This is a genomic window from Pseudomonas syringae KCTC 12500 (assembly GCF_000507185.2).
GTDB lineage: Bacteria > Pseudomonadota > Gammaproteobacteria > Pseudomonadales > Pseudomonadaceae > Aquipseudomonas > Aquipseudomonas syringae.
The window spans coordinates 24135-50444 of sequence record NZ_AYTM02000001.1 but is presented as its reverse complement, the minus strand read 5'-3'; the positions used below and the strand labels follow the sequence as shown (position 1 = coordinate 50444).

General features: G+C 59.4%; 26 protein-coding genes. 14 read left to right on the top strand and 12 right to left on the bottom strand.

The window, feature by feature from the left end; all coding sequences use genetic code 11:
• Positions 1 to 371: 371 nt before the first annotated feature.
• From V476_RS00225 to V476_RS00190, 8 genes are all read left to right on the top strand, one after another.
• The gene (locus tag V476_RS00225; RefSeq protein ID WP_024959881.1) at positions 372 to 1979 is read left to right on the top strand and encodes a M10 family metallopeptidase; all 1608 of its coding nucleotides are present in this window, start codon (positions 372 to 374) and stop codon (positions 1977 to 1979) included.
• Between the two features lie 311 nt (positions 1980 to 2290).
• Positions 2291 to 3694 carry an amidase gene (locus V476_RS00220; RefSeq protein ID WP_024959882.1) on the top strand — a complete coding sequence of 468 codons (1404 nt, stop codon included), beginning with the start codon at positions 2291 to 2293 and terminating at the stop codon, positions 3692 to 3694.
• Between the two features lie 80 nt (positions 3695 to 3774).
• Positions 3775 to 4533, top strand: a complete 759-nt coding sequence (locus tag V476_RS00215; protein WP_003341982.1) for a DeoR/GlpR family DNA-binding transcription regulator — start codon at positions 3775 to 3777, stop codon at positions 4531 to 4533.
• Positions 4511 to 5791: a M20 family metallo-hydrolase gene (locus V476_RS00210; RefSeq protein ID WP_024959883.1), complete on the top strand. Its 1281-nt coding sequence runs from the start codon at positions 4511 to 4513 to the stop codon at positions 5789 to 5791. The genes V476_RS00215 and V476_RS00210 overlap by 23 nt, the downstream gene beginning before the upstream one ends.
• A gap of 10 nt (positions 5792 to 5801) precedes the next feature.
• On the top strand, positions 5802 to 6755 hold the full coding sequence (locus V476_RS00205) for a phosphotransferase family protein (RefSeq protein WP_024959884.1): 954 nt from the start codon (positions 5802 to 5804) through the stop codon (positions 6753 to 6755).
• Positions 6752 to 7687 carry a choline/ethanolamine kinase--aminoglycoside phosphotransferase gene (locus V476_RS00200; protein ID WP_003315393.1) on the top strand — a complete coding sequence of 312 codons (936 nt, stop codon included), beginning with the start codon at positions 6752 to 6754 and terminating at the stop codon, positions 7685 to 7687. The genes V476_RS00205 and V476_RS00200 overlap by 4 nt, the downstream gene beginning before the upstream one ends.
• Before the next feature lie 146 nt (positions 7688 to 7833).
• Entirely contained in the window at positions 7834 to 8094 is a 261-nt protein-coding gene (locus V476_RS00195) for a hypothetical protein (protein WP_003315392.1), read from the top strand.
• On the top strand, positions 8091 to 9620 hold the full coding sequence (locus V476_RS00190) for a sodium:solute symporter family protein (protein ID WP_024959885.1): 1530 nt from the start codon (positions 8091 to 8093) through the stop codon (positions 9618 to 9620). The genes V476_RS00195 and V476_RS00190 overlap by 4 nt, the downstream gene beginning before the upstream one ends.
• 13 nt (positions 9621 to 9633) lie before the next feature.
• Here the strand turns inward: V476_RS00190 and V476_RS00185 are convergent, their stop codons facing one another.
• Complete coding sequence (locus V476_RS00185) at positions 9634 to 10530, bottom strand: LysR family transcriptional regulator (protein WP_024662342.1); 897 nt, start codon at positions 10528 to 10530, stop codon at positions 9634 to 9636.
• 125 nt (positions 10531 to 10655) lie between these two features.
• On the opposite strand from V476_RS00185, the gene V476_RS00180 reads away from it, so the two are divergent.
• The gene (locus V476_RS00180) at positions 10656 to 11519 is read left to right on the top strand and encodes an aldo/keto reductase family oxidoreductase (RefSeq protein ID WP_003422982.1); all 864 of its coding nucleotides are present in this window, start codon (positions 10656 to 10658) and stop codon (positions 11517 to 11519) included.
• A gap of 67 nt (positions 11520 to 11586) precedes the next feature.
• Here the strand turns inward: V476_RS00180 and V476_RS00175 are convergent, their stop codons facing one another.
• Positions 11587 to 12423 carry a pirin family protein gene (locus tag V476_RS00175; protein WP_024665008.1) on the bottom strand — a complete coding sequence of 279 codons (837 nt, stop codon included), beginning with the start codon at positions 12421 to 12423 and terminating at the stop codon, positions 11587 to 11589.
• A 112-nt stretch (positions 12424 to 12535) separates the two neighbouring features.
• Here V476_RS00175 and V476_RS00170 point away from each other — a divergent pair, with 112 nt between their 5' ends.
• Positions 12536 to 13447 carry a LysR family transcriptional regulator gene (locus tag V476_RS00170; RefSeq protein WP_024959886.1) on the top strand — a complete coding sequence of 304 codons (912 nt, stop codon included), beginning with the start codon at positions 12536 to 12538 and terminating at the stop codon, positions 13445 to 13447.
• 30 nt (positions 13448 to 13477) lie between these two features.
• Here the strand turns inward: V476_RS00170 and V476_RS00165 are convergent, their stop codons facing one another.
• The 7 genes from V476_RS00165 to V476_RS00135 form a co-directional block, all read right to left on the bottom strand.
• Entirely contained in the window at positions 13478 to 13927 is a 450-nt protein-coding gene (locus V476_RS00165) for a helix-turn-helix domain-containing protein (protein WP_003341996.1), read from the bottom strand.
• 283 nt (positions 13928 to 14210) lie between these two features.
• Entirely contained in the window at positions 14211 to 14834 is a 624-nt protein-coding gene (locus V476_RS00160; RefSeq protein WP_024959887.1) for a PqiC family protein, read from the bottom strand.
• On the bottom strand, positions 14831 to 16510 hold the full coding sequence (locus V476_RS00155; protein ID WP_003394706.1) for a PqiB family protein: 1680 nt from the start codon (positions 16508 to 16510) through the stop codon (positions 14831 to 14833). The genes V476_RS00160 and V476_RS00155 overlap by 4 nt, the downstream gene beginning before the upstream one ends.
• Positions 16503 to 17117, bottom strand: coding sequence for a paraquat-inducible protein A (locus tag V476_RS00150; protein WP_024959888.1), 615 nt, complete (start codon positions 17115 to 17117; stop codon positions 16503 to 16505). Before V476_RS00150 ends, V476_RS00155 begins: the two co-directional genes overlap by 8 nt.
• Positions 17114 to 17743: a paraquat-inducible protein A gene (locus V476_RS00145; protein WP_024959889.1), complete on the bottom strand. Its 630-nt coding sequence runs from the start codon at positions 17741 to 17743 to the stop codon at positions 17114 to 17116. The genes V476_RS00150 and V476_RS00145 overlap by 4 nt, the downstream gene beginning before the upstream one ends.
• Positions 17744 to 18011: 268 nt before the next feature.
• Entirely contained in the window at positions 18012 to 18311 is a 300-nt protein-coding gene (locus V476_RS00140; protein ID WP_003342005.1) for a protealysin inhibitor emfourin, read from the bottom strand.
• 30 nt (positions 18312 to 18341) lie between these two features.
• Positions 18342 to 19412, bottom strand: coding sequence for a M4 family metallopeptidase (locus V476_RS00135; protein ID WP_003394709.1), 1071 nt, complete (start codon positions 19410 to 19412; stop codon positions 18342 to 18344).
• 267 nt (positions 19413 to 19679) lie between these two features.
• Between V476_RS00135 and V476_RS00130 the strand changes: the two genes are divergently transcribed.
• Positions 19680 to 20021: a hypothetical protein gene (locus V476_RS00130; protein WP_003319121.1), complete on the top strand. Its 342-nt coding sequence runs from the start codon at positions 19680 to 19682 to the stop codon at positions 20019 to 20021.
• A 92-nt stretch (positions 20022 to 20113) separates the two neighbouring features.
• On the opposite strand, the gene V476_RS00125 is transcribed toward V476_RS00130, so the two are convergent.
• A complete protein-coding gene (locus V476_RS00125) occupies positions 20114 to 20431 on the bottom strand; it encodes an ElaB/YgaM/YqjD family protein (RefSeq protein WP_003384070.1) in 318 nt (105 codons plus the stop codon).
• Positions 20432 to 20584: 153 nt separating this feature from the next.
• On the opposite strand from V476_RS00125, the gene V476_RS00120 reads away from it, so the two are divergent.
• The 3 genes from V476_RS00120 to V476_RS00110 all read left to right on the top strand — a co-directional run bounded on the left by V476_RS00120 (position 20585) and on the right by V476_RS00110 (position 22978).
• Positions 20585 to 20839 (top strand): hypothetical protein, encoded by a 255-nt coding sequence (locus tag V476_RS00120; protein ID WP_003315380.1) that lies wholly within the window; start codon positions 20585 to 20587, stop codon positions 20837 to 20839.
• A gap of 104 nt (positions 20840 to 20943) precedes the next feature.
• A complete protein-coding gene (locus tag V476_RS00115) occupies positions 20944 to 22305 on the top strand; it encodes an MATE family efflux transporter (protein ID WP_024959890.1) in 1362 nt (453 codons plus the stop codon).
• A gap of 22 nt (positions 22306 to 22327) precedes the next feature.
• Entirely contained in the window at positions 22328 to 22978 is a 651-nt protein-coding gene (locus V476_RS00110; protein ID WP_003394712.1) for a TetR/AcrR family transcriptional regulator, read from the top strand.
• A gap of 16 nt (positions 22979 to 22994) precedes the next feature.
• Here V476_RS00110 and V476_RS00105 read toward each other — a convergent pair whose 3' ends face one another.
• Together V476_RS00105 and V476_RS00100 are read right to left on the bottom strand one after the other, a co-directional pair.
• Positions 22995 to 25736 carry a glycoside hydrolase family 3 protein gene (locus tag V476_RS00105; RefSeq protein ID WP_024959891.1) on the bottom strand — a complete coding sequence of 914 codons (2742 nt, stop codon included), beginning with the start codon at positions 25734 to 25736 and terminating at the stop codon, positions 22995 to 22997.
• Entirely contained in the window at positions 25733 to 25975 is a 243-nt protein-coding gene (locus V476_RS00100; RefSeq protein WP_010409284.1) for a hypothetical protein, read from the bottom strand. Before V476_RS00100 ends, V476_RS00105 begins: the two co-directional genes overlap by 4 nt.
• Between the last annotated feature and the right edge of the window lie 335 nt (positions 25976 to 26310).

Genomic DNA, 26310 nt, shown 5'->3' with positions numbered 1-26310 from the left:
CACAGGTTTGCACGATGTCCCCTTTATTCAGCCTGCTCGCTCGACTCACAGTGAAGAAATCCTGCGCAGTGGAAGGGCGTCACTGCCGTGTTTGAACACCCTCGGAACAGTCACTTCTTACTGCCGTCGCCGGTTCGAACAATCTATATAACGGCACGCCATTAAATGACGCCTGTAATAAACGTTAAAGTTCGCTCGACATAAGAAGTTGGCAGGTGCCGAGAGTAACGAACTGGCCCTTTTTAGTGCTGTATCTGTAACTTATTGTGTCCATATTATGCGTGCTGTGTAATAAACTGTCGTCCGGTTTTTGCCTTGGCAAAGATCGTGAGCCCATTAATAACGTCCCGTATTCTTCTGGAGCAACGCCAATGCCCGGCCCAAATGAATCAAGCCCTGCCGAACTTCTGCCCGACGGAGCTACTGACGACCGAGTCACCAGCCTGTTATGGGGGCCATTCTGGCTCGGGGACTCGTCCGGTACCCATCTGACTTACAGTTTTCATCGGGCCGACTCCGTCTACGCCACTGACTACAGTCGCTCGCAGGAGCCTGGTGATGCCTATTCGCTGACCGATGCCCAGGCGGCAGCCGCAAAAAGCGCACTGGATGCCTGGAGTGCGGTGGCTGATATCAAGTTCACCGAGGTTCAGGACACACCCGATAATGTCGGAGACATCCGTTTCGGCGGCTTCAAGGGCCTGCAAGGCACCGAGTTTGGCCAGGCTTATGCGCCGGGTACACTGGGCCGCTCCGGCGATGTCTGGATCGGGCCGAACGTCAACGCGGCCGATCCTGCCAAGGGCACGGATGATTACCTCACGTTCATGCATGAAACCGGTCATGCACTGGGCTTGAAGCATTCGTTCGAAGCCTCGCAGTACAACGACGTTCTGCTCGATGCCAAATTCGAAGATGCGCGTTACACCATCATGAGCTACACCAACAATTACAGCTTCAAGCCCACCACACCGATGTTGCTCGATGTCGCGGCCATGCAGTTTATATACGGTGCCAACACCCACTATCACACTGGCGACGACATCTACAAATGGGCACCTGGGCAGTCGGTATTCGAGACCATCTGGGACGCTGGCGGCAAAGACACCATTGATGCCAGCAATCAGGAAGCATCGGTGAAAATCAACCTCAACGAGGGTGAGTTCAGCACCATCGGCAAGGCGTTTCTCGATTACAACGCGAACCCTGATGCACCGACGTCGATGAATTCCGGTCTGGCGATCGCCTACGGGGCGCACATTGAAAACGCCATAGGTTCCGCTTTCAATGACACGCTGATCGGCAACGAACTGGATAACGTGCTCAATGGCCGCGGCGGTCTGGATACCATGATCGGCGGGCTGGGCAACGATACCTACGTCATCGATCAGGCAGGCGAACTGGACCTGGTTCAGGAAAAGGCCGATCAGGGCGTCGATACGCTGAAGATCACCTACGACAATACCTCCGCTATCGCACAGGTCATCAACCTCAATGCCGGGACGTTGGCGAACTTCGAGAATGTTCACCTCAAAGGCGAGGGCGCGTTCACCGTATTGGGCAATGATCGCGACAACACCCTGACCGGCAATGATGCGGACAACGTTCTGTTCGGCGGCGCGGGCAATGACAAACTGGTGGGCGGTCAGGGCGCCGATATCATGACTGGCGGTAGCGGCGCTGACCGTTTCGTGTTCAATAACCTGTCGGAAATGGGCAAAGGCCACAACAGCGACGTGATCACCGACTTCAATAGCCAGCAAGGTGACAAACTGAGCTTCCTGAAGATGGATGCCAACGTGGACACCAAAGCGCTTGATGCTTTCAGCTTCATCGGCAGCGGCGAGTTCACCGGCGCTGGCCAGCTGCGTTTTGCTGATCATGTGCTGTCCGGCAACGTCAACGCTGACCTGCATGCGGACTTTGAAATCCAGCTGGTTGGCGTCACCGAGTTCCATGCTCACGATCTGGCGGTCTGATCGCTGACCTGAAAGACCGATCGCAATGACAGGACTGCGCCGCTGACAGGCGCAGTCTTTTCTGGCCGACTTCCCCCTTTCTTTTCTGGTTTTAATCGCGCACCGCAATTGTGCGATGCGGCGTTTTGCGCGTTTTTTGGCACCGCGACGGTGCTGTTACAAAATTTAAAACCACAAATTCAATATATCCAACAAAACCCACTTGACTCCTCAGAGCCTGCTGAATGTAATGCGCCGACAGTCGTTGGTGCCGTGCGTTGCGCATAAGTGTCTGAGAGGTATCTGCTTTGATTGAGTCCAAGCCATCTTCCATGCCTACCGTGATCGAGGCTGCCACGCGTGTCCGCGAAGGGGGCCTGACGCCGATACACTTGACCGAGTTATGCCTTGCAGCGATTGAAACCCACAATTCCACACTGAATGCATTCGGTGATGTATATGCCGAGGCGGCGCTTGAACAGGCCGCAGGCATGACAGCCGAACTGCAGCGCGGTGAGATACGCGGGCCGCTGCACGGCATACCCTTTGGCATCAAGGATCTCTTTTCCACTGCCGGGTTGCGCACCACGCGGGGGTCGTTGACTGCGCTGGAGTCGGTGCCGGTTCAGGACGCACCCATCATCCGTCGCCTCAAAAACGCTGGCGCGATTATTCTCGGCAAGACCGCGACCACCGAGTTCGGCTGGACGGGCGCCAGTACGTCGCGGGTGTTCGGCAACGGACGCAACCCGTGGGCCCCGAGCCTCACCAGCGGCGGCTCCAGCTCCGGTTCGGCCATTGCCGTGTCGGCGCGCATGGTTCCTGCGGCCCTGGGCTCGGACGGCGGCGGCTCGGTACGCATACCGGGCTCGTTCTGTGGCGCATTTGCCCTCAAGGGCACATTGGGGCGTATTCCCACCTGGCCCTGGTCGGCCACCGAAATGCTCAGTCATGCCGGGCCGATCACCCGAAGCGTGCGCGACAGCGCGTTGTTGTTCGACATTCTGTCGGGCCCCGATCCACTCGATCATCAGGCGCTGCCAGCCCCCGACGAGTCCTTTCTGGCCCGTTGCGACCAGCCGCTGCAACCCTTACGCATCGGCTTCTGCCCGACGCTGTTCGACACCCAGGTCGATGCGCAAGTCGCCGCAGCGGTTGACGCCGCCGTGGGTAATATCGCCAGGTCGCTACCCGTTATGGTCAGCACGCTCAAGCCGGATTGGCAGGACCCGCTGGCGACCTTCGAAACCTTGTGGGTCGCCGGGCGCGGTATCGCCTATGGCAAGGCGCTTGCGCAGAAGCTGGACCAGCTCGATCCGGGCTTTGCCGATCTGATCAGGCGATCTGCCCAGTACAGCCTGAGTGATTATCTGCAGGCCCTGCAACAGCGTGCGGCGTTCGCCAATCAGGTGCATGCATTGTTTGACGATTACGATCTGCTGCTCATGCCCACCCTGCCGATTCTGCCGTTTGCCGCAGACGATGTAGCCCCTGTGGGCTATGCCGGGCAGGACGGCGCTGTGCCGTGGGCGCGCTGGACGCCGTTCACTTACCCTTTCAACATCACTGGCAACCCGGCCGCCAATTTGCCTTGTGGGCGGAGCGACGCAGGACTGCCGATCGGTTTGCAGGTCGTCGGCCCACGCTTTGCCGATGCCCAGGTGCTGCAGTTCTGTGCCGCGGTAGAGGCCATTGCGCCCTGGGATCAGCACCTGCCACCGGTTTCGGGGCAATAGACATGTCGCTCTCACACACGGATCAGCGGCCCAAGGGGCCGAACACTGGAGTCATCACTTTGCAACGGAATGTCACCCCCATGCTCAATCAGCCGCGTCTGGACGAAATCATGCGCCTGCTCGTTCAACAGCAGCGGGTCAAGGCGTCGGACCTTGCACAATTGCTGTTCGTCTCCGAAGAGACCATCCGCCGCGACTTCAAGCATCTGGAGGAAGAGGGCAGGTTAAGGCGCATCCACGGCGGCGCCATTCTGCCCAGGTCCAGCGAAGAATTGCCGTTGCAGGAGCGCAGCAGACTCAAGCCTCGCGCCAAGGCAGGCATCGCCGTGTGTGCTGCGCAGCTGGTCAGCGAAGGCATGGCCATCTTCCTCGACACCGGTACCTCGACGCTGGCGCTGGCCCAGCAGCTGACCCGGTTCAGTCAGTTGAAGATCATCACCAACTCGCTGGACATCGCTCAGCTGATATCGCACCAGAGCGACAATCAGGTTCTGGTTGCGCCCGGCGATGTGCGGCGCACCGACAACGCCTTGATCGGCCCCCATACACTGGAGTTCGCCCGGCAGTTTCACTACGACATTGCCTTCATGGGCATCGGCGGCATTGATCTGGACTTCGGCCTGATGGATTACCAGGAGCCGGAAGCCATGTTGCGCAGGACGCTGGTCAGGCATTGCACGCGCAGTGTGGTGCTGGCCGACGATGGCAAGTTCGGTCATCGCACCTTTATCAATACCCTGCCATTTGCCGCGATCACGACGTTGGTCACCAATCGCGCGCTTTCCGACGAGTTTGCGACACGCCTGGAGAAAGATCATGTCGACACCCTCTATTCCTGAGCTGATCGAGCCGAGCGCAACTGATCTGGCAGCGTTCGAAGCAGTGTTTCGGCAAAGCTCGGCCATCGGTGCGACTCCAGCCGGAGGCCTGCATCGGCTGGCGGCCTCGGCTGAAGACGGTCAGGTACGTGACCTGTTTCGGGACTGGCTCGAAGCGCACGGCTTCGAAGTACGCATCGACGCGGTGGGCAACCTGTTCGGCCTCATGATCTTTGATCCCGACGCGCCTTATCTGCTCTGCGGTTCACACCTGGACAGCCAGCCGAGTGCCGGGCGTTTCGATGGCGTGTACGGCGTGCTTGCCGGTGCCGTGGCGGTGTCCAGCCTGGTGCGACAATTGCTTGAGCGTGGCGAAGTCCCGCGCTGCAATCTGGCAGTGGTCAATTGGACCAACGAAGAGGGCGCGCGCTTTCAGCCGAGCCTGATCGGCAGTAGTGTGTTCACCGGTGCCTTGACGCTGGACGACGCCTGGGAAAGCCGCGATGGCGACGGCATCCGTCTCAAGGACGCCCTGCAGGCCATCGGTTATCTTGGCAACGACCGGGTTGATTTGAACATTGCCGGGTATGTCGAAATTCATGTCGAGCAGGGCGCAGGCCTGGAAAGCAGCCAGACCGCCATCGGCGTGGTGCGCGAGACCTGGGCCGCCCTGAAGCGGCGAGTGCGTTTCGACGGCGAGCAGAATCACACGGGCCCTACACCCATGCCTGCCCGTCGGGATGCGTTGCTGGCCGCCGCACACACCATCACTGCGGTGCATGACGAGGCCTTGCAGCACGGCGTGCAGATGCACAGCTCGGTAGGGCGGATCGAGGTCTACCCCAATTCGCCCAACGTGGTGCCTTCGCGCGTTTCGCTGCTGATCGAGTACCGCTCCCGCGATGTCGATCTGCTGAGTGCTGCCTCGGAACGCCTGGATGCAACGCTGCGTGCGATCGCCGACAAGACCATGACATCGTATGAAGTGGAAAGCAGCGTGCTGCGCTCACCTGCCAGGCTGCATGACGGGTTCGCTGCATTGGCGTACGGCGTAGGCGCCGAGCTGGGTTTGTCGACCACCGACAGCATGACCGTGGCCGGTCACGACGCGATCAGTCTGAACAGGCGCTATCCCGTGTGCCTGCTGTTCATCCCCAGCAGCAATGGCGTTTCCCATAACGAGGCCGAATACACCAGCGATCAGGACATGCACAACGGTTTACGCATGCTGACCGGTCTGCTGCATCGGGCTTGCACCTCATCCGCGTCATTTGGTTGAGGGGCTGACCATGTCATATGCCGACGACTTGACCACACGCCTGCGCAGCGCATTGGCATCTTGCGGGTTCGCGGCAGACGCCGAGATCGAGAACGTGACGCAGGGCGTGGCCTCGCCTTCGAGATTGTCGACCGAGTGGGCCGGCTTTCGGGTCAGCAGCGCGCAGGGCGGTTGCTACGCCAAGGTTCTGCATGCCGACATGGCGCCACTGATCGATTTCGATAACGTAGCCCAGGCCAGCGAATCTGCCGGCCGTAGCGCGGCGGCACCGCGCCTGCTTGGCGCAGACCAGGCCAATGGCGTGCTGATCTTCGAGGACCTGGGTGTCGACTGGCGAGCTGCGCGGCTCGACGATCTGCTCGCACCCGGCCGGCTTCAAGCGCTGTGGGCACTCAAACGGCAGGTGCATGCCGGACCTGTGCCTGATGTGGTGCGCTCGCCGATGGCGGATATCCAGCGCCTGCGCACACTGTGCGAGCACGATAACGTTGCGCTACCTGCCGAGCATCAATGGATCGACCGTTGCGTCGACATGGCCTGGCAGGCGCTGCAGAGCCGATCCGTGCAAGCGGCTCCGCTGCACGGCGACGGTGTGTCCAGCAACGTCATGGTGTCCAGCGAAGGCCAGTTGCGTCTGGTGGATTTTGACTACGGTGGCTGCATGGATCCGTGGTACGACGTGGCGATTACCCTCAATGAGCTTTATTCGTTCGAGCGTCAGTGGCGCGAGGGGATCAGCACGTGGGCCGGGCAATGCCTGGAAATCGACTACGCGGTGTGCCGTCTGTATGCGCTGATCAACGACTGGTACTGGACCCTGTGGGGGCTTTGGGCCGGTACCACGTCCTCGCGGCCACTGGAGTTTTCCAAGGTCGGGCAATGGACGCTGTTGCGTTGCCGACAATGCGTTCAGGACCCGCGGCTGGAAGGCTGGATGCGTCAGGTTCAGGAGGGTAGAGCATGAAAACGTTAGGGCAGTCGGTCAGTACCCAGGAGCGACAACTGGAAGCCGCCGTGCGCAGCATCGACAGCTGGCAGGGCCGCCGCGTTGGCTACGAGCCTGTCAGTGGCGGCATCTCCAACACTAATTGGCGGGTCGAGGTCGAGGGCGCCGACACGGCGTACTTCTTCAAGGTGCCAGGCGTCGGCACAGAGATGTTCATCGACCGTCACACCGCCCACGAGGCCAGTGTGAAGGCTGCGCAAACCGGTTATGGCGCACCGGTTTTCGCCTTCCTCGAAGCCTTTGGTGTCGAGGTGTTCGAGTTCATGGAGGGCTGGCGGGCGTCGTCCAACCATGACTTTCTGCAGCGCGACATACGCCACAGTGCCCTGCACGGGCTCAAGGCATTCAACGATCAACCGTTGCTGCAACAGACCAAGACCGTATTCGACATGATCGCCGAGCATCAGAGCCAGGTGGCTGAACTGAAGGGCATCAAGCCTCAGGATGACGATTGGTTGTGCCTGCAATACCAGCGCGCGAAAGCGGCGCTGCAAGCTTCCGGGATCGATCTTGCGCCGTGCATGAACGACACGCTGGCAGGCAACTTCATGCTCAACGCGGATCGCCAGATTCGTCTGGTGGATTTCGAGTATGCCTCCAACAACGACCGCCATTACGAATTGGCGCTGTGGTTTGGCGAGATGTTTTTCAGCGACGACATGGAGCTGGCGCTGATCGAGGATTACTTCGGCCAGGTCAGCGCGCAAACCGTAGCGCGGATCAAGCTCAACAAAGCCTTGGCCGACATCAAATGGTCGACCTGGGCGATGGTGCAGCACGCGGTGTCGCAACTGGACTTCGACTTCTACAAGTACGGCACCTGGAAGCACATGCGCGCGCGCAGCATCATCAATGATTCGCAATGGGAAACCTGGCTGCGGCAGGTCTGAGTCGATCTCGTCCGGCGCGCCTTCGAACACGTAAGACACGTATTTCAATAATAAAAAAGTAGCGGGTAACCGCGTGTTTCTTTCACTGCTTGAGTTTTATCCGATCACTTATCCATAGCCAGATCCTGAAATTCAAGGAGCACTCCATGAGTAACGTTCCGTCCCTTTCTACCCCCGGCCGCCTGAAGAATCTGGTGTTTGGCCTGTACTTCTTCGCGCTGTTGATGATGGCGCTGTTTCCGCCGTTTTACCTCAAGGTCAGCGGCAGCGCCGTGCTGGTGTTGGGCATTCCGCTGCCGATCTTCTACTGGATTCTGATCGCGGTGCTCATGGGGCTGGGCCTGTGGATGCTCTACGTGGTCGAGTCGCTGCTGGGTGAAATTCCACAAGAGGGGGACGGGCAATGATCAGTACCACTATGGTTTCGGATCTTTACATCACCTTCGGCCTGATCGGCGTATTTCTGGCGGGCATGATTGCAGTGCTTTACGCGACGAACCGCAAGAGCGAGAGCTTTTCCGATTACGCGGTGGGCGGTCGCTCTTACGGGCCGTGGTTCATCGCCATGTGCTACACCAACTCCTGGTGGCCGGGCGCAACGTTCACGGCGTTCTTCGCCTTGTCGGTCGGTGGCGCGCTGGGCTTTTACGGCATGGTTTACGCCACGCTGGGCGTGACCGCGATGTACCTGATGGCCAATCGCGCCTGGACCTGGGGCAAGCGCTTCAACCTGACCACCCAACCGGATTTGCTGGGCATGCGCTTCAACAGTCCCGTGGTCAAACGCATTGCTTCGATCATCGGCATCATCTCGGTATTCCCGTGGGTGGTGATGGGGATTCAGGCCCTCGCGACGCTTTTCCAGTTCGCCAGCTTCGGTCGTTGGGGGGTGATCACCTGCCTGTTGGTCGGCGTGGCGGTGATCCTGATTCGTCAGTACTGGACGGTGAGCATGGGCATGCGCGGCCTGATCATGACTGACATGTATCAGGGACTGATTGCCTACGTGCTTTGCGCTGCGCTGTGCATCTTCCTGCTGTTCGGCGCGCAGGCCTCGTTCAGCAACCTGTCGCAGCTGCCCGCCAGCATGCTGGTAATCCCCGGCGGAGCAGGCAGTACCTATGGCCCGATGTACATGTTCAGCCTGATCTTTACCGGCGTGATCGGCTCGATGTGCTGGCCGATGAGCTTTCAGCGCATCTATACCGCCAGCGGCGTGCGCTCGGTAAAGAAGGGCACGCTGCTGACCATTCTGCTGGTCGGCGGCTTCTACGGCATTCTGATGCTCTTCGCCGCAGCAATCAGCCAGGACCCCAATGTCGCGGCTCATCCGCAACACGGCTGGTTCCTGTCGTTGTTCGATATCGGCGGGCCATGGCTGCTTGGCGTAGCAATCATGATCGTACTGGCGGCCAGTATCGGCCATGTCGACGGCTGCGTGCAGGTGTGCGGTACGCAGTTTGCCAATGACCTGGCGACCTGGAGCAAGCCACGCAGTGATCGCGAGAAGACCATTCTCGCCAAGGTCGGCATGGTGGTGTTCATTGCGGCGGCCTCATTGCTGGCCTACCTGACCTTCGACTACGCCCGCCTGCAATTGCTGGCGCAGATTTCCTATCAGGGCATCATCCAGTTGGCCGTGCCGCTGTTTTTCGGCGTCTTCAGTCGTCATGGCAACAAGCAGGGCGCGATTGCCGGCATGCTGGTGGGGATCGTGATCGCCATCGTGCTGACCACGATCTACCCGGATGACATTCCGGCGTTGGGCTCGTTGACCAGTGGCATCGTCGGTCTGATTTTCAATGCGGGCATCTTCGTTGCCTGTGCCGTTGCCATCAAACCGAGTGCGGATGAAGTCAGACGCGTCGATGAGCTGTTCGCCATGGCCGCGCCAGCGCGTCGTGGCGTGGGTCCGGTTGTGGCGATTAGCTGATGCCGCCTGCTGCTCAGGGCGTATTGATAAAGTCGATGAAAGCCCTCAGCGGCGAGGGCAGGTAGCGGCGCCCCGGGTAGTACAGATACGGCCCGGTGAAGCGCTGCCACCAGGGTTCGAGTATCGGTTCCAGTGCGCCGCTGTCCAGGTGAGGGCGTAGCCAGTCCTCGAACAGATGGACAACGCCCAACCCGTCGATGGCGGCCTGTACAGTCAGATCGAACGCTCCGCCTATCCTGACGGTGAGAGGGCCTGCGGGGTCAACCTTGACGATATCGCCGTCCCGCTCGTATTCCCACAGCGGTATGACCCCGCTGGGGAATTTTCCTCGCAGACAGGCATGCGCGAGCAGATCTCGCGGGTGCTCGGGGCGTCCTCTGGCCTGCAGATAGGCCGGTGACGCAGCCGTTGCAAAACGCTGGAACCTCGGGCCTATGGGCACCGCGATCATGTCCTGCTCCAGGCGTTCGTCGTAGCGAATGCCGGCATCGCATCCGGCTGCAAGCATGTCGACGAAGCTTTCTTCGGTGACCACCTCCAGGCGGATGTCGGGGTAGGTCTGCAGGAACGGTGTGATGATCGAAGGCAGCACCAGCCTGGCGGCGCTGACCGGAACGTTCAGCCTCAGAGTGCCTGACGGGCGATCGCGAAAGTCATTGACCACATCCAGGGCCGACTCCACTTCGCCCAGTGCGGGCACAATACGCTCCATAAGCCTGGCGCCAGCCTCTGTCGGAGCCACGCTGCGAGTGGTGCGATTCAGCAGCCGCACCCCAAGCCGCGCTTCCATGCGGCGAATGGCGTCGCTGAGGCCGGAGGCGGATTTGCCGCTGAGCCGCGCTGCCTCGCGAAAGCCTCTGGCATTGACCACGGCGACGAAGGCCAGCAGGTCCTGAATATCGGTAGTCATTGTCGTGGCCCCGTTGCTCTGTTCAGTGTTCGCTCAGGCGTACAGGTTGTGCCGATTACGCATGATTATCAATACAGTGCTCAGTGCCTATAGTGAGGAACACATATCGAATCAAGGGGCACGAAATGAATCATGCAAACAAGGCAGGTACGTTCCTGTTGGGCAGCCATCGCGTCAACCGCATGGGCTATGGCGCGATGCAACTGGCCGGGCCTGGCGTGTTCGGTCCTGCAAAAGATCCGCAGGGCGCCATCGCGGTATTGCGTGAAGCCCTCGCCCTGGGGGTCAACCATATCGATACCGCAGACTTTTACGGCCCGCATGTCACCAATACGCTGATTCGCGAAGCGCTGCATCCTTACGCGGATGACTTGCTGATCGTCACCAAAGTCGGCGCAGTGCGTGGCGCGGATGCTTCATGGAATCCTGCATCCAGCCCGGCGCAATTGACCGCGGCGGTTCACGACAACCTGAAGAACCTCGGGCTGGAGGTGCTCGATGTGGTCAACTTCCGGGCATGGGGCGAGCAGCATTCACCCGCAGAAGCCTCGATCGAGGAACCGTTGACGGTGCTGGCCGAGTTGCAGCGCCAGGGTCTGATCCGTCATCTCGGGGTCAGTAACGTCACTGCCCGGCAAGTCAGGCAGGCGCAGGGGATTGCCGAGATTGTCTGCGTGCAGAATCACTACAACCTTTCGCATCGCCATGACGAGCCGCTGATTGCAGAACTGGGCGAGCAGGGCATTGCGTATGTCCCGTTCTTCCCGATGGGCGGATTTTCACCACTGCAATCGGAAACCCTGAGCCGAGTAGCCGCTGGGCTGAATGCCTCGCCGTTGTGTGTTGCTCTGGCCTGGTTGCTGCGACGTGCGCCCAATATTCTGCTGATTCCGGGCACCTCATCCATCGCTCATTTGCGCGAAAACCTTGCCGCCAGCGAGCTGGTGATTGCGCCGGAATTGCTCGCCGAACTCGATAGTGTTGCTTAGAGGAATAGCTATTGAGCAACCCACCTGAATGCTTTCGGGTGGGGCTGTTTTAAAGGCTGCTGCTCAGTCAGAGCCTGCCTTCCTCGCGCAACAGTGCGCCGATGCGTTCTATCTCCAGCTCGCCCTGAATCAGCGCGGCTTTGCTGGTGTGTACCGAGTAGTAGCCTGTGACCAGGTCGTGCGGGTGCTTGACTGCCGATCCCAGTACGAAGTGGGTATCACCCTTGGCGACGATGTCGATGGGGCGATCCGATTCCTCGAAAATCACCAGTTCACCCGCGCCGACCGGACCGCCTGCGTCGAGCTGTCCGGTGTTGACTGCCAGCCAGCCCACGCTATGGCCTGCGGGTGGTGTGTAGCGCCAGTGCTCGCCATCCTTGAGCTGTACTGCCAGATAATTCATGCCTTCCGGTGCTGGCAGGCTGCTTTTCGCGCTGCCATAGCGTCCCAGCAGCACGTTTGCCGGGCCTTGTTGCGCAACCTGCGCTGCCGACAGGTACACACTTTGTGCCGGGCCATTTTCCTGCGCGGCGGGCAGTGCGACCCATAGCTGAAAGCCCCTCACAGCCGAACCGTTTACTGGCTGGGCGTCATGCCAGACGCCATTGCCGGCGCTCATCCATTCCACACCGCCGCTGAGCAGTACTCCGGATTTTCCGGTGGTGTCTTCATAGGCGAGTTCGCCTTCGATCATGTAGGTCAGCGTAGCGATACCCGAATGCGGGTGCATGCCGAATCCCGTTTTCCCCGGCTCGGACGTGAAGCAGATTCGATCGAGAAACACGAAAGGCTTCAACAATTGACCCAGATCGCCCGGGCTCACCAGTCGGGTGATCGGCCCGCGAGTTCTGCCGGTAGTGCGATGGACGATGGCGCGTGGCTGAATACTGACGATGCTGTTCATGGCGTTCTCCTCTGGGCTTTGATGCCTGAGCGCAAATAATAAGCTTCAATGGATTGCTTGATTAGTCGGTATAGTTGGCTTGGACTGATCCATAAATACGAGGAATCCTGGCGTGGCGTTCGATCTCAACGATGTTGCGCTGTTCGTGCAGGTGGTGCGCAGCGGCAGTTTTGCCCAGGCAGCAAGGCAGTTGGGCATGCCGTCCAACACGATCAGCCGCAGGGTTCAGCAACTGGAAATGCAACTGGACACGCGACTGTTGCAGCGATCGACGCGCAAGCTGGTGCTCACTCAGGCTGGAGAGGAGTTCTACGACCGATGCGTGGGCGCGGTCGACGGGGTGATGGAAGCCGCAGAGCAGCTTGCATCTGGGCGCGATGAGCCAAGTGGCCTGGTGCGTATCGCAGCGATGGCTGATTTCTTCGACTTTTTCTCGATGGACTGGGTGGCCGGTTTTCTTGCCCGTTACCCGCGTGTTCAACTGGAGTTCGTGCTCAGTGATGATCACGCCGACCTGATCGCTGACCGGCTGGACATCGCCTTTCGGGGTGGCCCTTTGCAGGACTCTGGGTACGTCGGGCGGCAACTGATTGATGAAGGCCATGACACGATGGTCGCCAGTCCTGCTTATATTGCCGTTCATGGCATGCCTGATTCCCTGCAGAGCCTGCACAGTCATTACTGTGTCAGTGCAGCGCATCGCGGCGGCGTCACGGCATGGCGGTTGCTCGGTCCGGACACGAAGATGCATGAGGTACACATTGCCAGCCGGTTTAATGCCAACACCGCGCAGGCGCTGCGCAAGGCAACCCTCGCCGGGCTTGGTATCGCGTTGTTGCCTGCGACGCTGATCCGCTCGGATCTGCGGGATGGCCGGCTGGTGCCGGTACTGCCCCGGTACCAGCGCACCAGCCATGGTTTGCATGTGCTTTATCCCAGCCGACAGCATCTGCCGCCAGCGGTGTCGGCATTCATTGCGTTGGTGCTGGACAAACTCAGGGACAAGGCGTTTGCGGCGCAATGAGCAACCTTTGCGGCACGCGATACTTGCGCGTTACTTGATTCGTGACGTCATGTAGATCAGCCGAACGGTGGCGACGGTGATCGCTTCGGCGTCGTTCTTGATGTTTTCCAGCTGATTGCTGTCCACATTGCCAACGCCTGCGTTCGATTCGATCAGGCGGGTGAAGTGGTACAGGTTCTGGGTCACGTCGTGCAGGTTGCCGTGCAAGCGTTCGACGACGCGGTTGAGCGGGCCACAGCTGTGGCTGTCTGACGTTATGACAGCGGGGACATTACGCGTAGCACTGAGGCCGGTGACCACATAGGCAACATCAACGCCGGCATTCGAAATGCTGGACAGATAATCCGCACGGGGAGAGCGGACGCCATTTTCGTAGTTACCCTGGGCATTGGTTTCCACGCCACCTATCGCGCCCAGTGCACTTTGCGAAAGCTTGAGGCGCAAACGTTCCTTTTTAAGCCGCGGTCCGATCCCTGTCATCCGTTTGTCCTCGATAAACTGTGCACCGCTACAGTCAGGGTTAACAAGCGTTTCTGGCGTCGACTGATCAGACATCCCTGCAAGGGCGAGAAGTTGAGTGTTCGGTCTAATCAGGTACTAACGTACCAGACAGGTGGCAGAGTGTACGTAGGAATCCGCCAGGGTGATACATTTTTGTACCGAATTGAACGCTTTGAGCCGCGATGCCCAGGCGTCTGGCCGGAGGGTTCCAGGCTGAGTTCGGCGAAAACAGGAGGTCTTTTGCGCAGACCTCCCGATAGAGTTACAGGCAGCGCGAGGCGCGCTGTGCGGTCCAGCTCGCAGCCGTGGCGGCGATCTTGTCTGCCAGCTGCGCAACCGCTTTCTGGTGGGCAATGATGAGATTTTCCATGCCTTCACCGGCCTCCTCGCGGATCACGCTGCTGCAGGTCAGGCTTTGCCGTTTGCTGCCCGCCGTGGCGCCAGCCTCGCGAAGCCCGAGTGTCCACACCACATCAATCAGGGCGTAGTTGCCGGGCATCGACTCGAAACGCCGCACGTCGGTACGGATCGACAATGTCGGCTGGCCACTGTTTTTCGGCAAGCCGGCCATGTCGCGGCTGCCGAAGCGACGCTCCAGTTGCGGGGTCAGCGCATCGTGAAACTCGTCGCCCAGGGGTGATCCCCAGCGTTCGGTGTCCAGAATGGCCAGGCTGCCGTTACCCTGACGAACCACCAGCGGCGGCTGGTCTACCTGCACCGGCATGATCACCGGCAGCATCTCGAACTGGAACGGCATGGGTTTGCTGGCGGCCGTGCTGGTCGCGCTCATCGGCGCGATCAGCGTGTAGTAGTGGGTCTGTGTCGATGTACAGGCACCCAGGCCTACTGCTGCGGCAAGTACCATCAGTTTCAGGCGCAAGGTCATTGTTTTGGCTCCGGATCAATGGCTCGGGACGAGGACGGGGCGTTGAACGAACGTGGCGCTGCGTCGCCCGTACGGCCGCGAATCAGCGATTCCGGGTGGCGGCTGAGGAAGTCGGTCAGGACCCGCACCGAACGTGCAGTACGTTGCACTTCATCCATGGCCTGGCCCAGTTGCTGACGCGCAGGTGAATCTTCGGCGAACGAGTCGTTGGCAGTCCCCAGGGTTTTCTCGGCCTGCTGCAAGGTGCCACGCATCTGCGGCAATACGCTGCTGTTGACCTGTTTGAGGGTTTTCTGCAATTCGCTGAGGGTGCCGTTGAGGTTGCCCGCCAGCTGGTCGATCGGCAAGTTGCTGAGCTTTTCGACGAATGCCTGCAACTGCTCCTGCAGCTTGTCGAAGCTGCCCGGCACAGTCGGAATCTCCAGCGGTCGGGCCTTTGCGTTGAACGCCACCTTCGGCGCCTTTGGATCGAACTCCATGGCAATGTACAGCTGGCCAGTCAGCAGGTTGCCGTTACGCACCTGCGCGCGCAGACCATTGGCCACAAAGGCACCCAGTACGCGGGCAGATTGTTCTTCTTCATCGCCCGAGCCGCCGAGTTCCTTGAGCTTGGACTCGGCTGCGCCCAGGCGCTTGGGATAGATCACTGCGCCAACGATGCCGGGGAAGGTCTTGGTGGCCGGATCGTAGTCCAGATCCACCGAAACCACCTTGCCGATGTTGACCCCGAGGAAGTCAACCGCCGCGTTGACCGTCAGGCCGCGAAGCGATTGATTGAAGCGCATGCGGATGTAGCGTGGCTCGCCGTCGGGAGGTGCCATCGCCGTGGCCTGGTCATCGAATATCTTGAATTCTGCGTTCTCGTCCGCCGGTTTCGAGTCCGGGCTCCAGTTCGGCTCGCGAAAGGCGATACCGCCGGAAATGATCGAGGTCAGCGACTGCGTATTGACCTTGACGCCTGAGGCTCCGACGGTGATATCGACACCGCTGGCGTTCCAGAAGCGTGTGTCGGTGGTGATGTACTGATCGTTCGGAGCGTTGATGAAAATCTGGATATCGACGCCGCGGCCGTCCTTGGACAGATCGTAAGCCACCACCTGACCGACCTGAATACGCCTGAAGTAGATCGGTGAGCCGATGTCCAGCGAGCCCAGATCGTCGGTGTGCAGGGTGAAGCGCTTGCCTTTTTCACCGAAGGTCACCGGCGGCGGCGTTTCCAGGCCGGTGAAGCTGGCCTTGGTTTCCTCGGCGCTGCCTGCGTCGGCACCGATGAAAGCACCCGAAAGCAGCGTGTCCACGCCCGAAACCCCATGTGCGCCGATGCGCGGGCGCACCACCCAGAACTGGCTGTCGACCCGCGTGAACGGAGTAGCGCTGGTGTTCAGCTCGATGGTGGCCAGCACATGCGTGCGGTCGTCACTGAGGCTGATATCCGTGACCATGCCGATCACCACGTTCTTGTATTTGACCTGGGTCTTGTTGGCTTCCAGACCTTCGGCTGTCAGGAAGCTGACAGTGATTCTGGGACCGATGTTCATCCAGTCATGCAAGGCCATGGATATGCCAATGATCGCGGCAACGATTGGCACCAGCCAGATCAGCGAGACACGCAGGCGACGACGTTTGACTTCAGGGCGTGGCACTGAAGCAGGTGGGGGGAGGGTACTGTCAGACATCTTCAACCTCTGCGTCCCAGATAAGCCGGGGATCGAAACTCATGGCGGCGAACATCGTCATCACCACTACCAAGCCAAAAAACAGAATACCGATTCGCGGCTCGATAGTACTGAGCTCGCGAAACTGAACAAGAGACGCCACAAGGGCTACAACCAGCACATCGAGCATCGACCAGTAGCCGATCAGTTCGATGAAGCGATACAGGCGCGCGCGCTCGCGCATCGCCCAGGTGCTGCGACGCTGGCAGGTGATCAGCAGCATGCCCAGCACCAGAAACTTGATGCATGGCACCAGAACACTGGCGACGAAAATCAGGATGGCGATGTCCCAGGAACCGCTTTCGAAAAACTCGATGACGCCGCTCATGATCGTGCTTTCGCTGCGGTTGCCCAGCAGGTTGGTGTACATCACCGGCAGTACGTTGGCCGGGATATAGAAAATCAGCGCGGCAATCAGATAGGCCCAGGTGCGGCTGATGCTGTTGGGTTTGCGTTTGTGCACAGGTGAATCACAACGCGGACAGCGTGTAGCGTCCTCCTGGCAGGGATAACCGCAGGTGTGGCACAGGCACAGCTTGTGTTCATGGGCGAAAGGGATGCCGTTCATTGCGGCTGCACTCCCAGTTCGTCCCACAACCGGCGGATATCCTTGTTGGCAATCAGCAGGATCAGCACCATCAACATTGCCATGGCCCAGAGCCCGACGCCGGGGTGTACGTCGAGCATCCCGGACAGTTTGATGATCGCCACCAGAATGCCAAGCATGCACACTTCGAGCATGCTCCATGGGCGCAAGTGCTCCAGGGCGCGCATGCAGGTTCTGAAGCCGGGCGCCACGATGCCCTTGTGCGCGTGTACCAGCACCCAGAACAGCAGGACGATCTGCAATAGCGGCGCAAAAATGATCGAAAGACCGGCCACCAAGGCAATGATCGTGATACGTCCTTGAGCAAGGGCTTCAACCGATTGCCACAGCGTCACCTCGTTGGAGAGGCCCTTCATATTGATGCTGATGACCGGGAACAGATTGGCGAATACGAACAGTATCGCTGCAGCGATGGTCAACGCCAGCAACTGTTCTATGGTCACCCGATGGCCGCGACCGAGCAGTGCTTCGCAGCGAAGGCAGAATGCTGCCTCGCCGGGCTGCAGAGGATGGGCTTTGTAGAGCGAGTCGCAGTGCTCGCAGATAATCAGGCCGGAAGAGTGTTCGATAGGATGCACAGTGCTCATCGACGCCATTGGTGCAGAGGTAAGGAGGTAAGAACGCGCAGCACGAAAAGATACCTCGTTAATGGCAGTGTGAAGCGTTTTTTTTTGTACGGTCAACGCTAGCAGATCGGTACAAATCATTGACCGCCAGGGTGTCGGGTGGTTCACATGTCACTGCGCCATTATTCCATGCGCGGAGTCATGGTGGCGAATCCGGTAGCAGCGATGTCCCCCATCTGTCGACGAAAGGGCATCGCTGCGGCCAGAGTCCTTTGGCAAAGGGCCTGTCTCAGAGCTTACCGGGTTTGACGCGTTGCTTGAGAAAGCCGAGCAACTGGCGGGCAGATGCAGGCACGTTGTGTTCGTCGAACGTCAGGCAGATTGCCTTGGCGTCATCCTCGATGGTGATTTCGTACTGATTCAGGTCCCGCGCTTCGTCATTGAAAGCACTGCTGGACTGATTCAGGCCGCTATCGCTCACCAGCCTCTGCAACTGCTCGGCTTCGGGCTGCTCAAGGGTGGCTGTATCGACTTCACAGCGTTTGACTGCACCTGCAAAACCGCCGGATTGCACTAGACAGACCTTCATTTCAAGCACCTTTAGGTGGTTACGCTTTGGCTATACCTTGAGACCGACCTCTTTCCAGGCCGCCTGCACGGCTTTTTTGGCTTTGGGGCCGAAGCGCGGGTCCGAGGCTATTTTTACGCTGGCCTTGGCACAGTCGATGAATTGACTGTCCGAGGCCAGCTCCAGCATCGTTTCATACCAGATTCTGCCCGCCACTTCCCAGGCATTTCCGCCCAGCGCCTTGGCCACCAGCACGAATGCCCGGTTGGGAATGCCCGAGTTGATGTGCACGCCGCCGCGATCCTTGGCACCGGTATACAGGTCGGCCATCGTCGCCGGTTGCGGATCATCACCCAGATCCGGATCGTTGGAATACGCAGTGCCGGGTTTTTCCATATCGCGAATGCCTCGTCGCGTCGGGGCCGGCACCAGCAACTCCTTGCCCACCACCCAGTCCGACTCGGCGGCGCTGGTGCCTTGTTTCCACTGGCGCACCAGCATGCCGAATACATCGGCAAAGTGCTCGTTCAAGGCCCCGGATTGCCCGCGGTAGTCAAGGTTCGAGGTGAAACTCTGCACGCCGTGGGTCAGTTCATGACCGATCACTTCAAGGCTGCCGGTAAAGCGCTTGAAGACCAGGTCATCCCCATCGCCGTAAGCCATCTGGCTGCCATTCCAGTAAGCGTTGCTCAGCGGTACATGCTCGCCGTTGAAATCCACTTCGGCGACGTGCACGGTCGAGACCAGCGACATGCCACTGTCGTCCAGCGAGTTGCGTTCGAACAGCTGCGCATAGAAATCATAGACGTCGCCTGAGCCATCGTAGGCTTCATCGGTCGCCTTGTCGCCCGTCGCTGCCTGGCCTTCCTTGCGCACCACCGCGCCGGGGAGGTCGTCAGTGCCTTTGGCATCATGAATCACACGGTGCTTTCGTCCGTCAGGCGATTTGATCGCGTGCATGGATGGCATGGTTCGCGCAGAGAGGCGGGAAGCGAGGAATGCCGAGCTGCTCGTCAGGTTGGCAATGGCCCGGGCGCTGACCAGGTTCTTGGGGGACTGCGCCATACGCTCGAGCATGTAAGGCGGAATGAAACAATGCAGGGGATTTCGGTCGTCGCACATGATGAACTCCTGTTCTAATGCATCGATGGCGGCAAGCCACCGATCAACATGGTCGCAGTCGTGTGACACTTCCTGTGGCGTTTATATGCAAAGAAATATCTGATTACATGATCGGCGGTTGCCGCCAAACCGGCCCGATGTGGTGATAGCCCCGTATTGCAGGTACTTCACGTCATTCCAGAAGCAGTGCGACACCTCGACACAGGTGATCAACGGGCCGCGCCGCGATGTTAGACTCGCGCCACTTCAGACGAGGAGCAAACCTACGTGCGCAAGACGGTAATGATGATAGCGGTACTGGCTCTGGCCGGATGCGATGGAGGCGGGCCCGCCAGGGATAAAGTCCAGGGGACGGCAGCGACTGCTCCGGTCTCTACGCCGCAGTGGTTCATTCAGATGAACTCGCGGGAGGCGGTCAGCGATTCCAGCGCCTGGTTGCTCGAGCGCAGTTATGCCCCGATCATCGTGGACGTGGACGGGAAACAGCAGGTATTGATAGGGCCTTACGAAAGCCAGGCCAAGGCCGAGGAAGAGCGCGTCGCGTTACAGGCGAAGGTGACCAAATCGCACCGTTTTGCCGAGCCGTCGGTGGTACAGCACACCCGCTAAGGCATTCGCCAGGTTTACATCTGCTTCATCACGCGTTACTGCATCAGCATCGCGGGCCAGCAACCTGGCCCGCGATGCCGTTCATCAGTCGATCAACGACGACCCAGCAGCAGGCCTACTACCAGGCCAAAGCCCGCAGAAATAGCCACGGTCTGCCATGGGTGACCACCGATGTAAGTTTCGGTCGCTTCGACAACCGGCTTGGTGCGGTCGCGAACGCTGGCCATCGAGTCCAGTGCCTGCTTGAGTTTGGCGCTCAACTGTGCGCGCAGTGTCTCTGCTTCTTCGCCCACCAGAGCAGCACTTTCCTTGAGCAGTTTGTCGGATTCTTCGATCAGTGCCTGCAGGTCACTGAATGCCTGATCCTTGATTTGATCGGCAGCTTGTTGAGCAGGGGTCTTACGAGCCATGGGTGTATTCCTTTCAAGTGGTGGCAACAGTGTTCAATGGAGTCTCGCGCATCCTGAAAAGTTGCAATTGCTTGAATGACCCGACGCAAGACTCTGCAAACAATGCCCCTTACGGGTGTAAGATGCAGCCGTTTTTAGCCGTAGGTGACTGTGATGAGTTTCAATCTGGCCAATCGGCCGCTCCCTGAGCGTACCGCTCTCGAAGACGAGAAATCCCGGCTGTTCGAACTGTGGCAGAGCAATCTGGGCAAGGCAAAAGGCGAGGCGGCACGCCTGATGGGCGAGCGCGCCAAGCGCAAGGGCAAATGGTCTGAGTGGGTTCGTTCCGAGCTGGATACCATGAGTCCGCCGGAATACGCCAACATGGTCCGCAGTGAAGTGAATCGTCTGATGGCGGCGAGCAGGTAGCAGCACATCCGACAGCGACCCGACAATCCGGCGCTGATCGTTCTTCACGGTACGGCGTGAGGGTGTCTTGCCTTCCTGATCCGTAAGGCCTTTTGAGAACGTTGATGGCCCAAGCCAGTGCAAGATTTACCCAAGGCAGCGTAGCGCGTCATATCGTCGTCACCGCCAGTGCCAGCGCCTTGAGCCTGTTCGCCGTCTTTCTGGTCGACATTCTCACGCTGGTCTACGTATCGATGCTGCATGACCCCGTGCTTCTGGCAGCGGTCGGCATTGCCAAAGTCCTGATGTTTTTCAATGGCGCGCTGGCAACCGGCCTCATCATCGCCGGGGCGTCGGTGCTTTCCGCGCGTATCGGCCATCGTGCGGCCAGATCGATACCCAGGCTCACTGGCAGCCTGATGCTCATGGTGATCACGGTCAGCGGTCTGGCAGCCGCCGCCCAGTTGACGTTTATCGTGCCGATCATGCGATGGCTGGGTGCCGAGGCGGCCACTTACGAAGCAGCGCGCAGCTTTATCTGGCTGACCCTGCCTTTTACCGCGTTGCAGGCGGTGATGCAGATGTCGGCGCAGATGCTCAGAACCATTGGTGACAACCGCCGGGCGATGGGCGTTGTGCTGTCCGCTGCCGCCACGCTGGCAGTGGCAGACCCGTTTTTCATCTTCGGGCTCGGCCTGGGGCTCGACGGTGCAGGGATCGCGTTTGCCGTATCCGCAGCAGTTTCAGCATCCATCGGGCTGTATTGGGTGCGCAGCCGAATAGGCATGGTGTTTACCCGCCATCTGAAACTGTTGCGTCTGCATGCGCGGCATACTTTCAGGCTGGCGCTCCCGGCGATGGCGGCAAATCTGGCGACGCCGGTCGGTTTGGCTTATCTTGTCGCCTCGCTATCGGCATTTGGCACTTCCGCTCTGGCCGCGATGACGGTGCTGGATCGGGTCATACAGTTTTCGTACTGCGCTTTTTTTGCCCTGCCTGGCGCGCTGGCTCCGGTGCTGGGTCAGAACATTGGTGCGAGCCGCGATGATCGCGTGCGTTCTGCGGTCATTTTTACCCGGCGGCTGGTGGTCTGCTACGGGCTGGCCGTGTGGCTGGTGCTTCTGCTCTGTGGTGGCATGATTGCCGACCTGTACCAATTGGGGGACGAAGCCCGCGCCGTGTTCATGGCCTTTTGTTTGTGGGGCGGCGGTCTCTGGGTTCTGATCGGTCTGGATTTTGTCGCCATCGCGGTATTCCTGACCATGAACAGGTCGTGGTGGGTCGCGGTGTTTGCCTGGCTGAGGGCAACGGCGGGTACAGTGCCGTTCGTCTTCGCCGGGACTCACTGGTTCGGCAGTAGCGGCGCCTTGCCCGGCATGTTTACCGGCAATGCGCTCATCGCGCTGGTCTCCATCACCACGGCGTCGCTGACGGCGAAACGGTTTTTTACCAGCAGGGCCCCGGTCATGAGCGTCGGGGTACATTGAATCAAGGCGTTATCAGGTTTTTATGGTCATCGAAGAATCAGGGAATGAATCCGCAGAAACGGCCCCACCCAAGCGTCGCCGCGCGCCCAAGGGAGACATGCGCAGAAAGGCCTTGCTGGACGCCGCTACCGTTGTTTTTGCCAGAGACGGCTATTCGAGCGCGTCGATGCGCGAGGTTGCACTGCTTGCCGGTATCACCACGGTAGGGTTGCTGCACCATTTCCCCAACAAGGAAGCACTGCTCGCCGCCCTGCTGGAACGCAGGGACCAGCGGGTCACCTCGCGTTTTCAGGATCTGGTCACCGAGCCGACGCTTGAAGGGTTTCTGAAGTTTCTCAAGCTGAGCATGAGTTTCAGTATCGAGAGCGCCGAGGAGTGTCAGGCCGCGTTGCTGATGAATACCGAGAGCCTGTCGAAGGCGCACCCGGCATGGGCCTGGCACCTTGAACGATTCCATCTGACCCACGAACACGCACGCGGGCATTTGCAGGCGTTGATAGAAGCGGGGGAAGTGCGCGGCGATATCAATGTCAAAGCCCTGGCCCAGGAGATCTTCTCGGTCATGGACGGCTTGCAGATTCAGTGGCTGCGAAGCCCCCAGGACGTGGATGTCATGGCGGTTTTCGATATCTACGTGCAGCGATTGGGAAGGGATATCAAGGCTCATCCATGAGCCTTGACGGGGTGCATCAGTAGGTCTGTGCAGCGCTGACCTGGACTGCCTTGCGCAGTGGCAATGGCAGCGGGTTGCTGTCACGCGTGGTCAGTTTTTCCGGGTACAGGGTGATCAGCGTCCTGTTGAGCGTGAGGTTCTCAGAATCCGCGCCGACGAGGATCTTGAATTTCCCGGCATCGACGTCCCAGCTTGCCGTCTTGTCGACGTAGTAAGCCAGGGAGCGCGAGTCTATCGGTACGCTGACGGTCTTGCTCTCGCCAGGCTGCAGGTACACCTTGGTGAAGCCCTTGAGCTCTTTCTCCGGGCGGTCAACAGCAGGTTTGACCGGCTGCACGTACAGCTGCGCCACTTCAAAGCCTGCCTTGTCGCCGGTGTTGGTCACCGTGAATTTCACGTCAACCGTCGAGCCTGGGGTCAGCACGTTGGTCGACAGTTTCAGGTCGCTGTAGCTGAACGTGGTGTAGGACAGGCCATAACCGAATGGATAGAGCGGCTTGGCGTGTTTCTTGTCATACCCGCGATAACCCATGTACAGGCCTTCGCTGTAGGTCATCTCGGTCAGCGGGTTGCTGCCGCGGTAGGCCGCCGGGTCCGGATAAGAGGCATAGCTCGGGTTGTCCTCGATGTTCTTGTCGATCGTGACCGGCAACTTGCCCGACGGGTTGATCTTGCCATAGAGAATCTCGGCCAGTGCCTGACCGCCTTGCTGGCCCGGGAACCAGGCTTGCAGTGCAGCGCCGACCTTGTTCGCCCATGGCTGCATGTTGGCCACGCCGCCGCCGTGCATGACCACGATGGTATTGGGATTGGCCTTGGCGACGAAGCTGATCAGTTCCGCCTGTTGGTCTGGCAGATCGAAGCCGTGGTCGGAACCTTCGCCTTCGTTTTCAGACGTGGTGCCGGTCGCAATCACCACCGCATCGTATTTCGACAGGTCCTTTGGCGGACGCAACGCAGCCCAGCTCATCTGTACGCCGGTCAGGCCGCCCAGTGCCGGAATGAAATTGCCCTGTACGCGCTGGTATTCCAGTTTCACGGTATAGGTCTTGCCGGCCGACAATGCCGCAGTTTTACCCGACGTTGTCAGCGCATTCACCACATCGCCCGAGTAAGGCACGCCGTCGCTCTGCACGATGAGTTCATCGTTGACCCAGAGTTTGTAGGGGCCGTCCGCACGCACCTTGAACGCCTGAGCACCCGAGATGGTGGGCTTGATGGTGGTGGTGAAACGTGCAGAGAAAGCGCCGGCTGTCGGGCTGAAGCCAGACACCGCAGTGCTGCCTGCGTTGGTCACGTTGCTGCCGGTTGTCCAGTTCAGGTTCACGCCGGGCTCGACACGCGTCAGCACCGGGTCACCGGAAAAGCTGGTGTTGGAGAAGTATTCGGCTTTTACCCCGGCGTTGCTGATCCCGTTGTCGCCGGTTGCTGGCTGATACCACACCGAGCTCGCCGGATTCAGGCTCATCTCTGACAGATACGTGACATCGCTACTGCTGGATGCGAGTTGCTGCAAACCGCTCAGCTCGGTCACGTAGCTGTTTGGCGGTGAGTTAGCGGTGCCGAAAGGCGATGCCGGTACGTCGTGCGCCCAGTTGCCGATCACGGCGATTTTTGCCGAACGGTCCAGCGGCAGCAGCGGTTTGCCGGCAGCGGTGTTCTCGTTGCGCAGCAACACGATGGATTCGCGCGCGGTATTCAGCGCGGCACGCATGCCGTATTCCGGATGCTCCAGGGTCTTGGCGGTGTTGAGGTTGTTCTGCAGGTCATAGCTGACGATGCCGCGCAGGTTGCGTTTGACCTTGTCGTCGATCACGTTCTGAGTCAGTTGCCCGCTCCACAGGTAGGGCAGGAGATTGGCTTCGGTAAACTGCAGGCCGGAGGGCATGTCGATGTCCGTACCGGCCCACGCGCCCTTGAAGGCATCATGAATGGCATTGAAGTCACTGATGACCATGCCCTGATAGCCCCATTCGCCCTTGAGCACTTCGGTGATCAGGTGATGGTTTTCGCAGGCGTAGTCGCCGTTGACTTTGTTGAAGCCGCACATGATCGATGCGACATTGGCGTTCTTCACCATCGATTCGAAGCCTGGCAGGTACAGCTCGCGCAGGGTGCGCTCATCGACCTTGACGTCGATCGCCTGACGATTGGCTTCCTGCTCGTTGGCCAGGTAGTGCTTGCCGCTCGCCTGGATACCTTGGGCCTGGATGCCGTTGACGATAGCGGGTGCCAGCACGGCGCCGAGGAACGGGTCTTCACCGCTGACGTATTCTGCCGAGCGGCCGTTGTAGGGCGTCCGGTACAGGTTCGCGCCCGGAGAGAGCATCTGCTGACCGCCGGAAATGCGCGTTTCATAAGCGATGGCCAGGCCGAATTCCTTGGCCCGGTTGATACTCCAGGTCGCTGCCAGTGCAGACTGCGACGGGTATTGAGCGCCGAATGTGGCGTTGTTGACGTGTACGCCCATGGACGAGTCATACGCCACGGTGCCCTTGATGCCCCACTTGAGCAGGGACGGGATCATGTGGCCGTCGTTGACGCGGGTGAAGTTGATCTTTTCCGACTGGCTCATGTTGTCGAGAATCGAGCTGACACGCGCCTCGACTTCGTTGCCGGTCGCCGGGGTCACGGCGGCGAGTGCCAGGTTGGCCTGCATGACGCTGAACGTCAGCAGGCTCAGGCCCAGCGTCTGTTTGAAGGCTGACAAGGCAAGTGTCCTTCCGGTCGATGTGATCGGTTGATTGAGGTTGTTCATGGTCGTTGTGCCTGGGCAGGGGCGTCGTCGGTGTCCACCGGCGCGTCAAGCAGGGACGACGAACTCTGTTGTTGGGCCGGATTGATCTTGTCGGCGCCTGACAACTGGTCGCGCTTGGCTTCCACCTGGGTCCGGATCTGTTGATCGGACCCAGTGGCAGGTGTGCTGGAAGTTGAGTCCGCGGCGAAAGTTAAGGCACTTTGCGCGCACAGAAGTACTGCACTGAAAACAGACAGCATTGGTCTATTCATCGATTGAATCTCGATTGATGGTTTGCAGGATAAAAACGGACGGCTGTTGCAATGGCGCAGGGCTCGGCTGAACACTCAGTCCAGCGCGACAGTAAACAGTTCACAGGCCACTAAAGTATGAGCAATGGAGATTTTAATAAATGATGCCACATGGCTATCACGTGGTTTTTTCAGATGAAGCCAGATGATTTAGACAGAATTTTAAGAATAAAATCGTTAAATTTACAATTTTCGGGCAATTAATAGCCAAGATATGCCATATCTATGGGGTTTTGTTGTTTTTTAATAAACCTAATTGTCGTTAGGTTTAGCGAGCTGGTAAG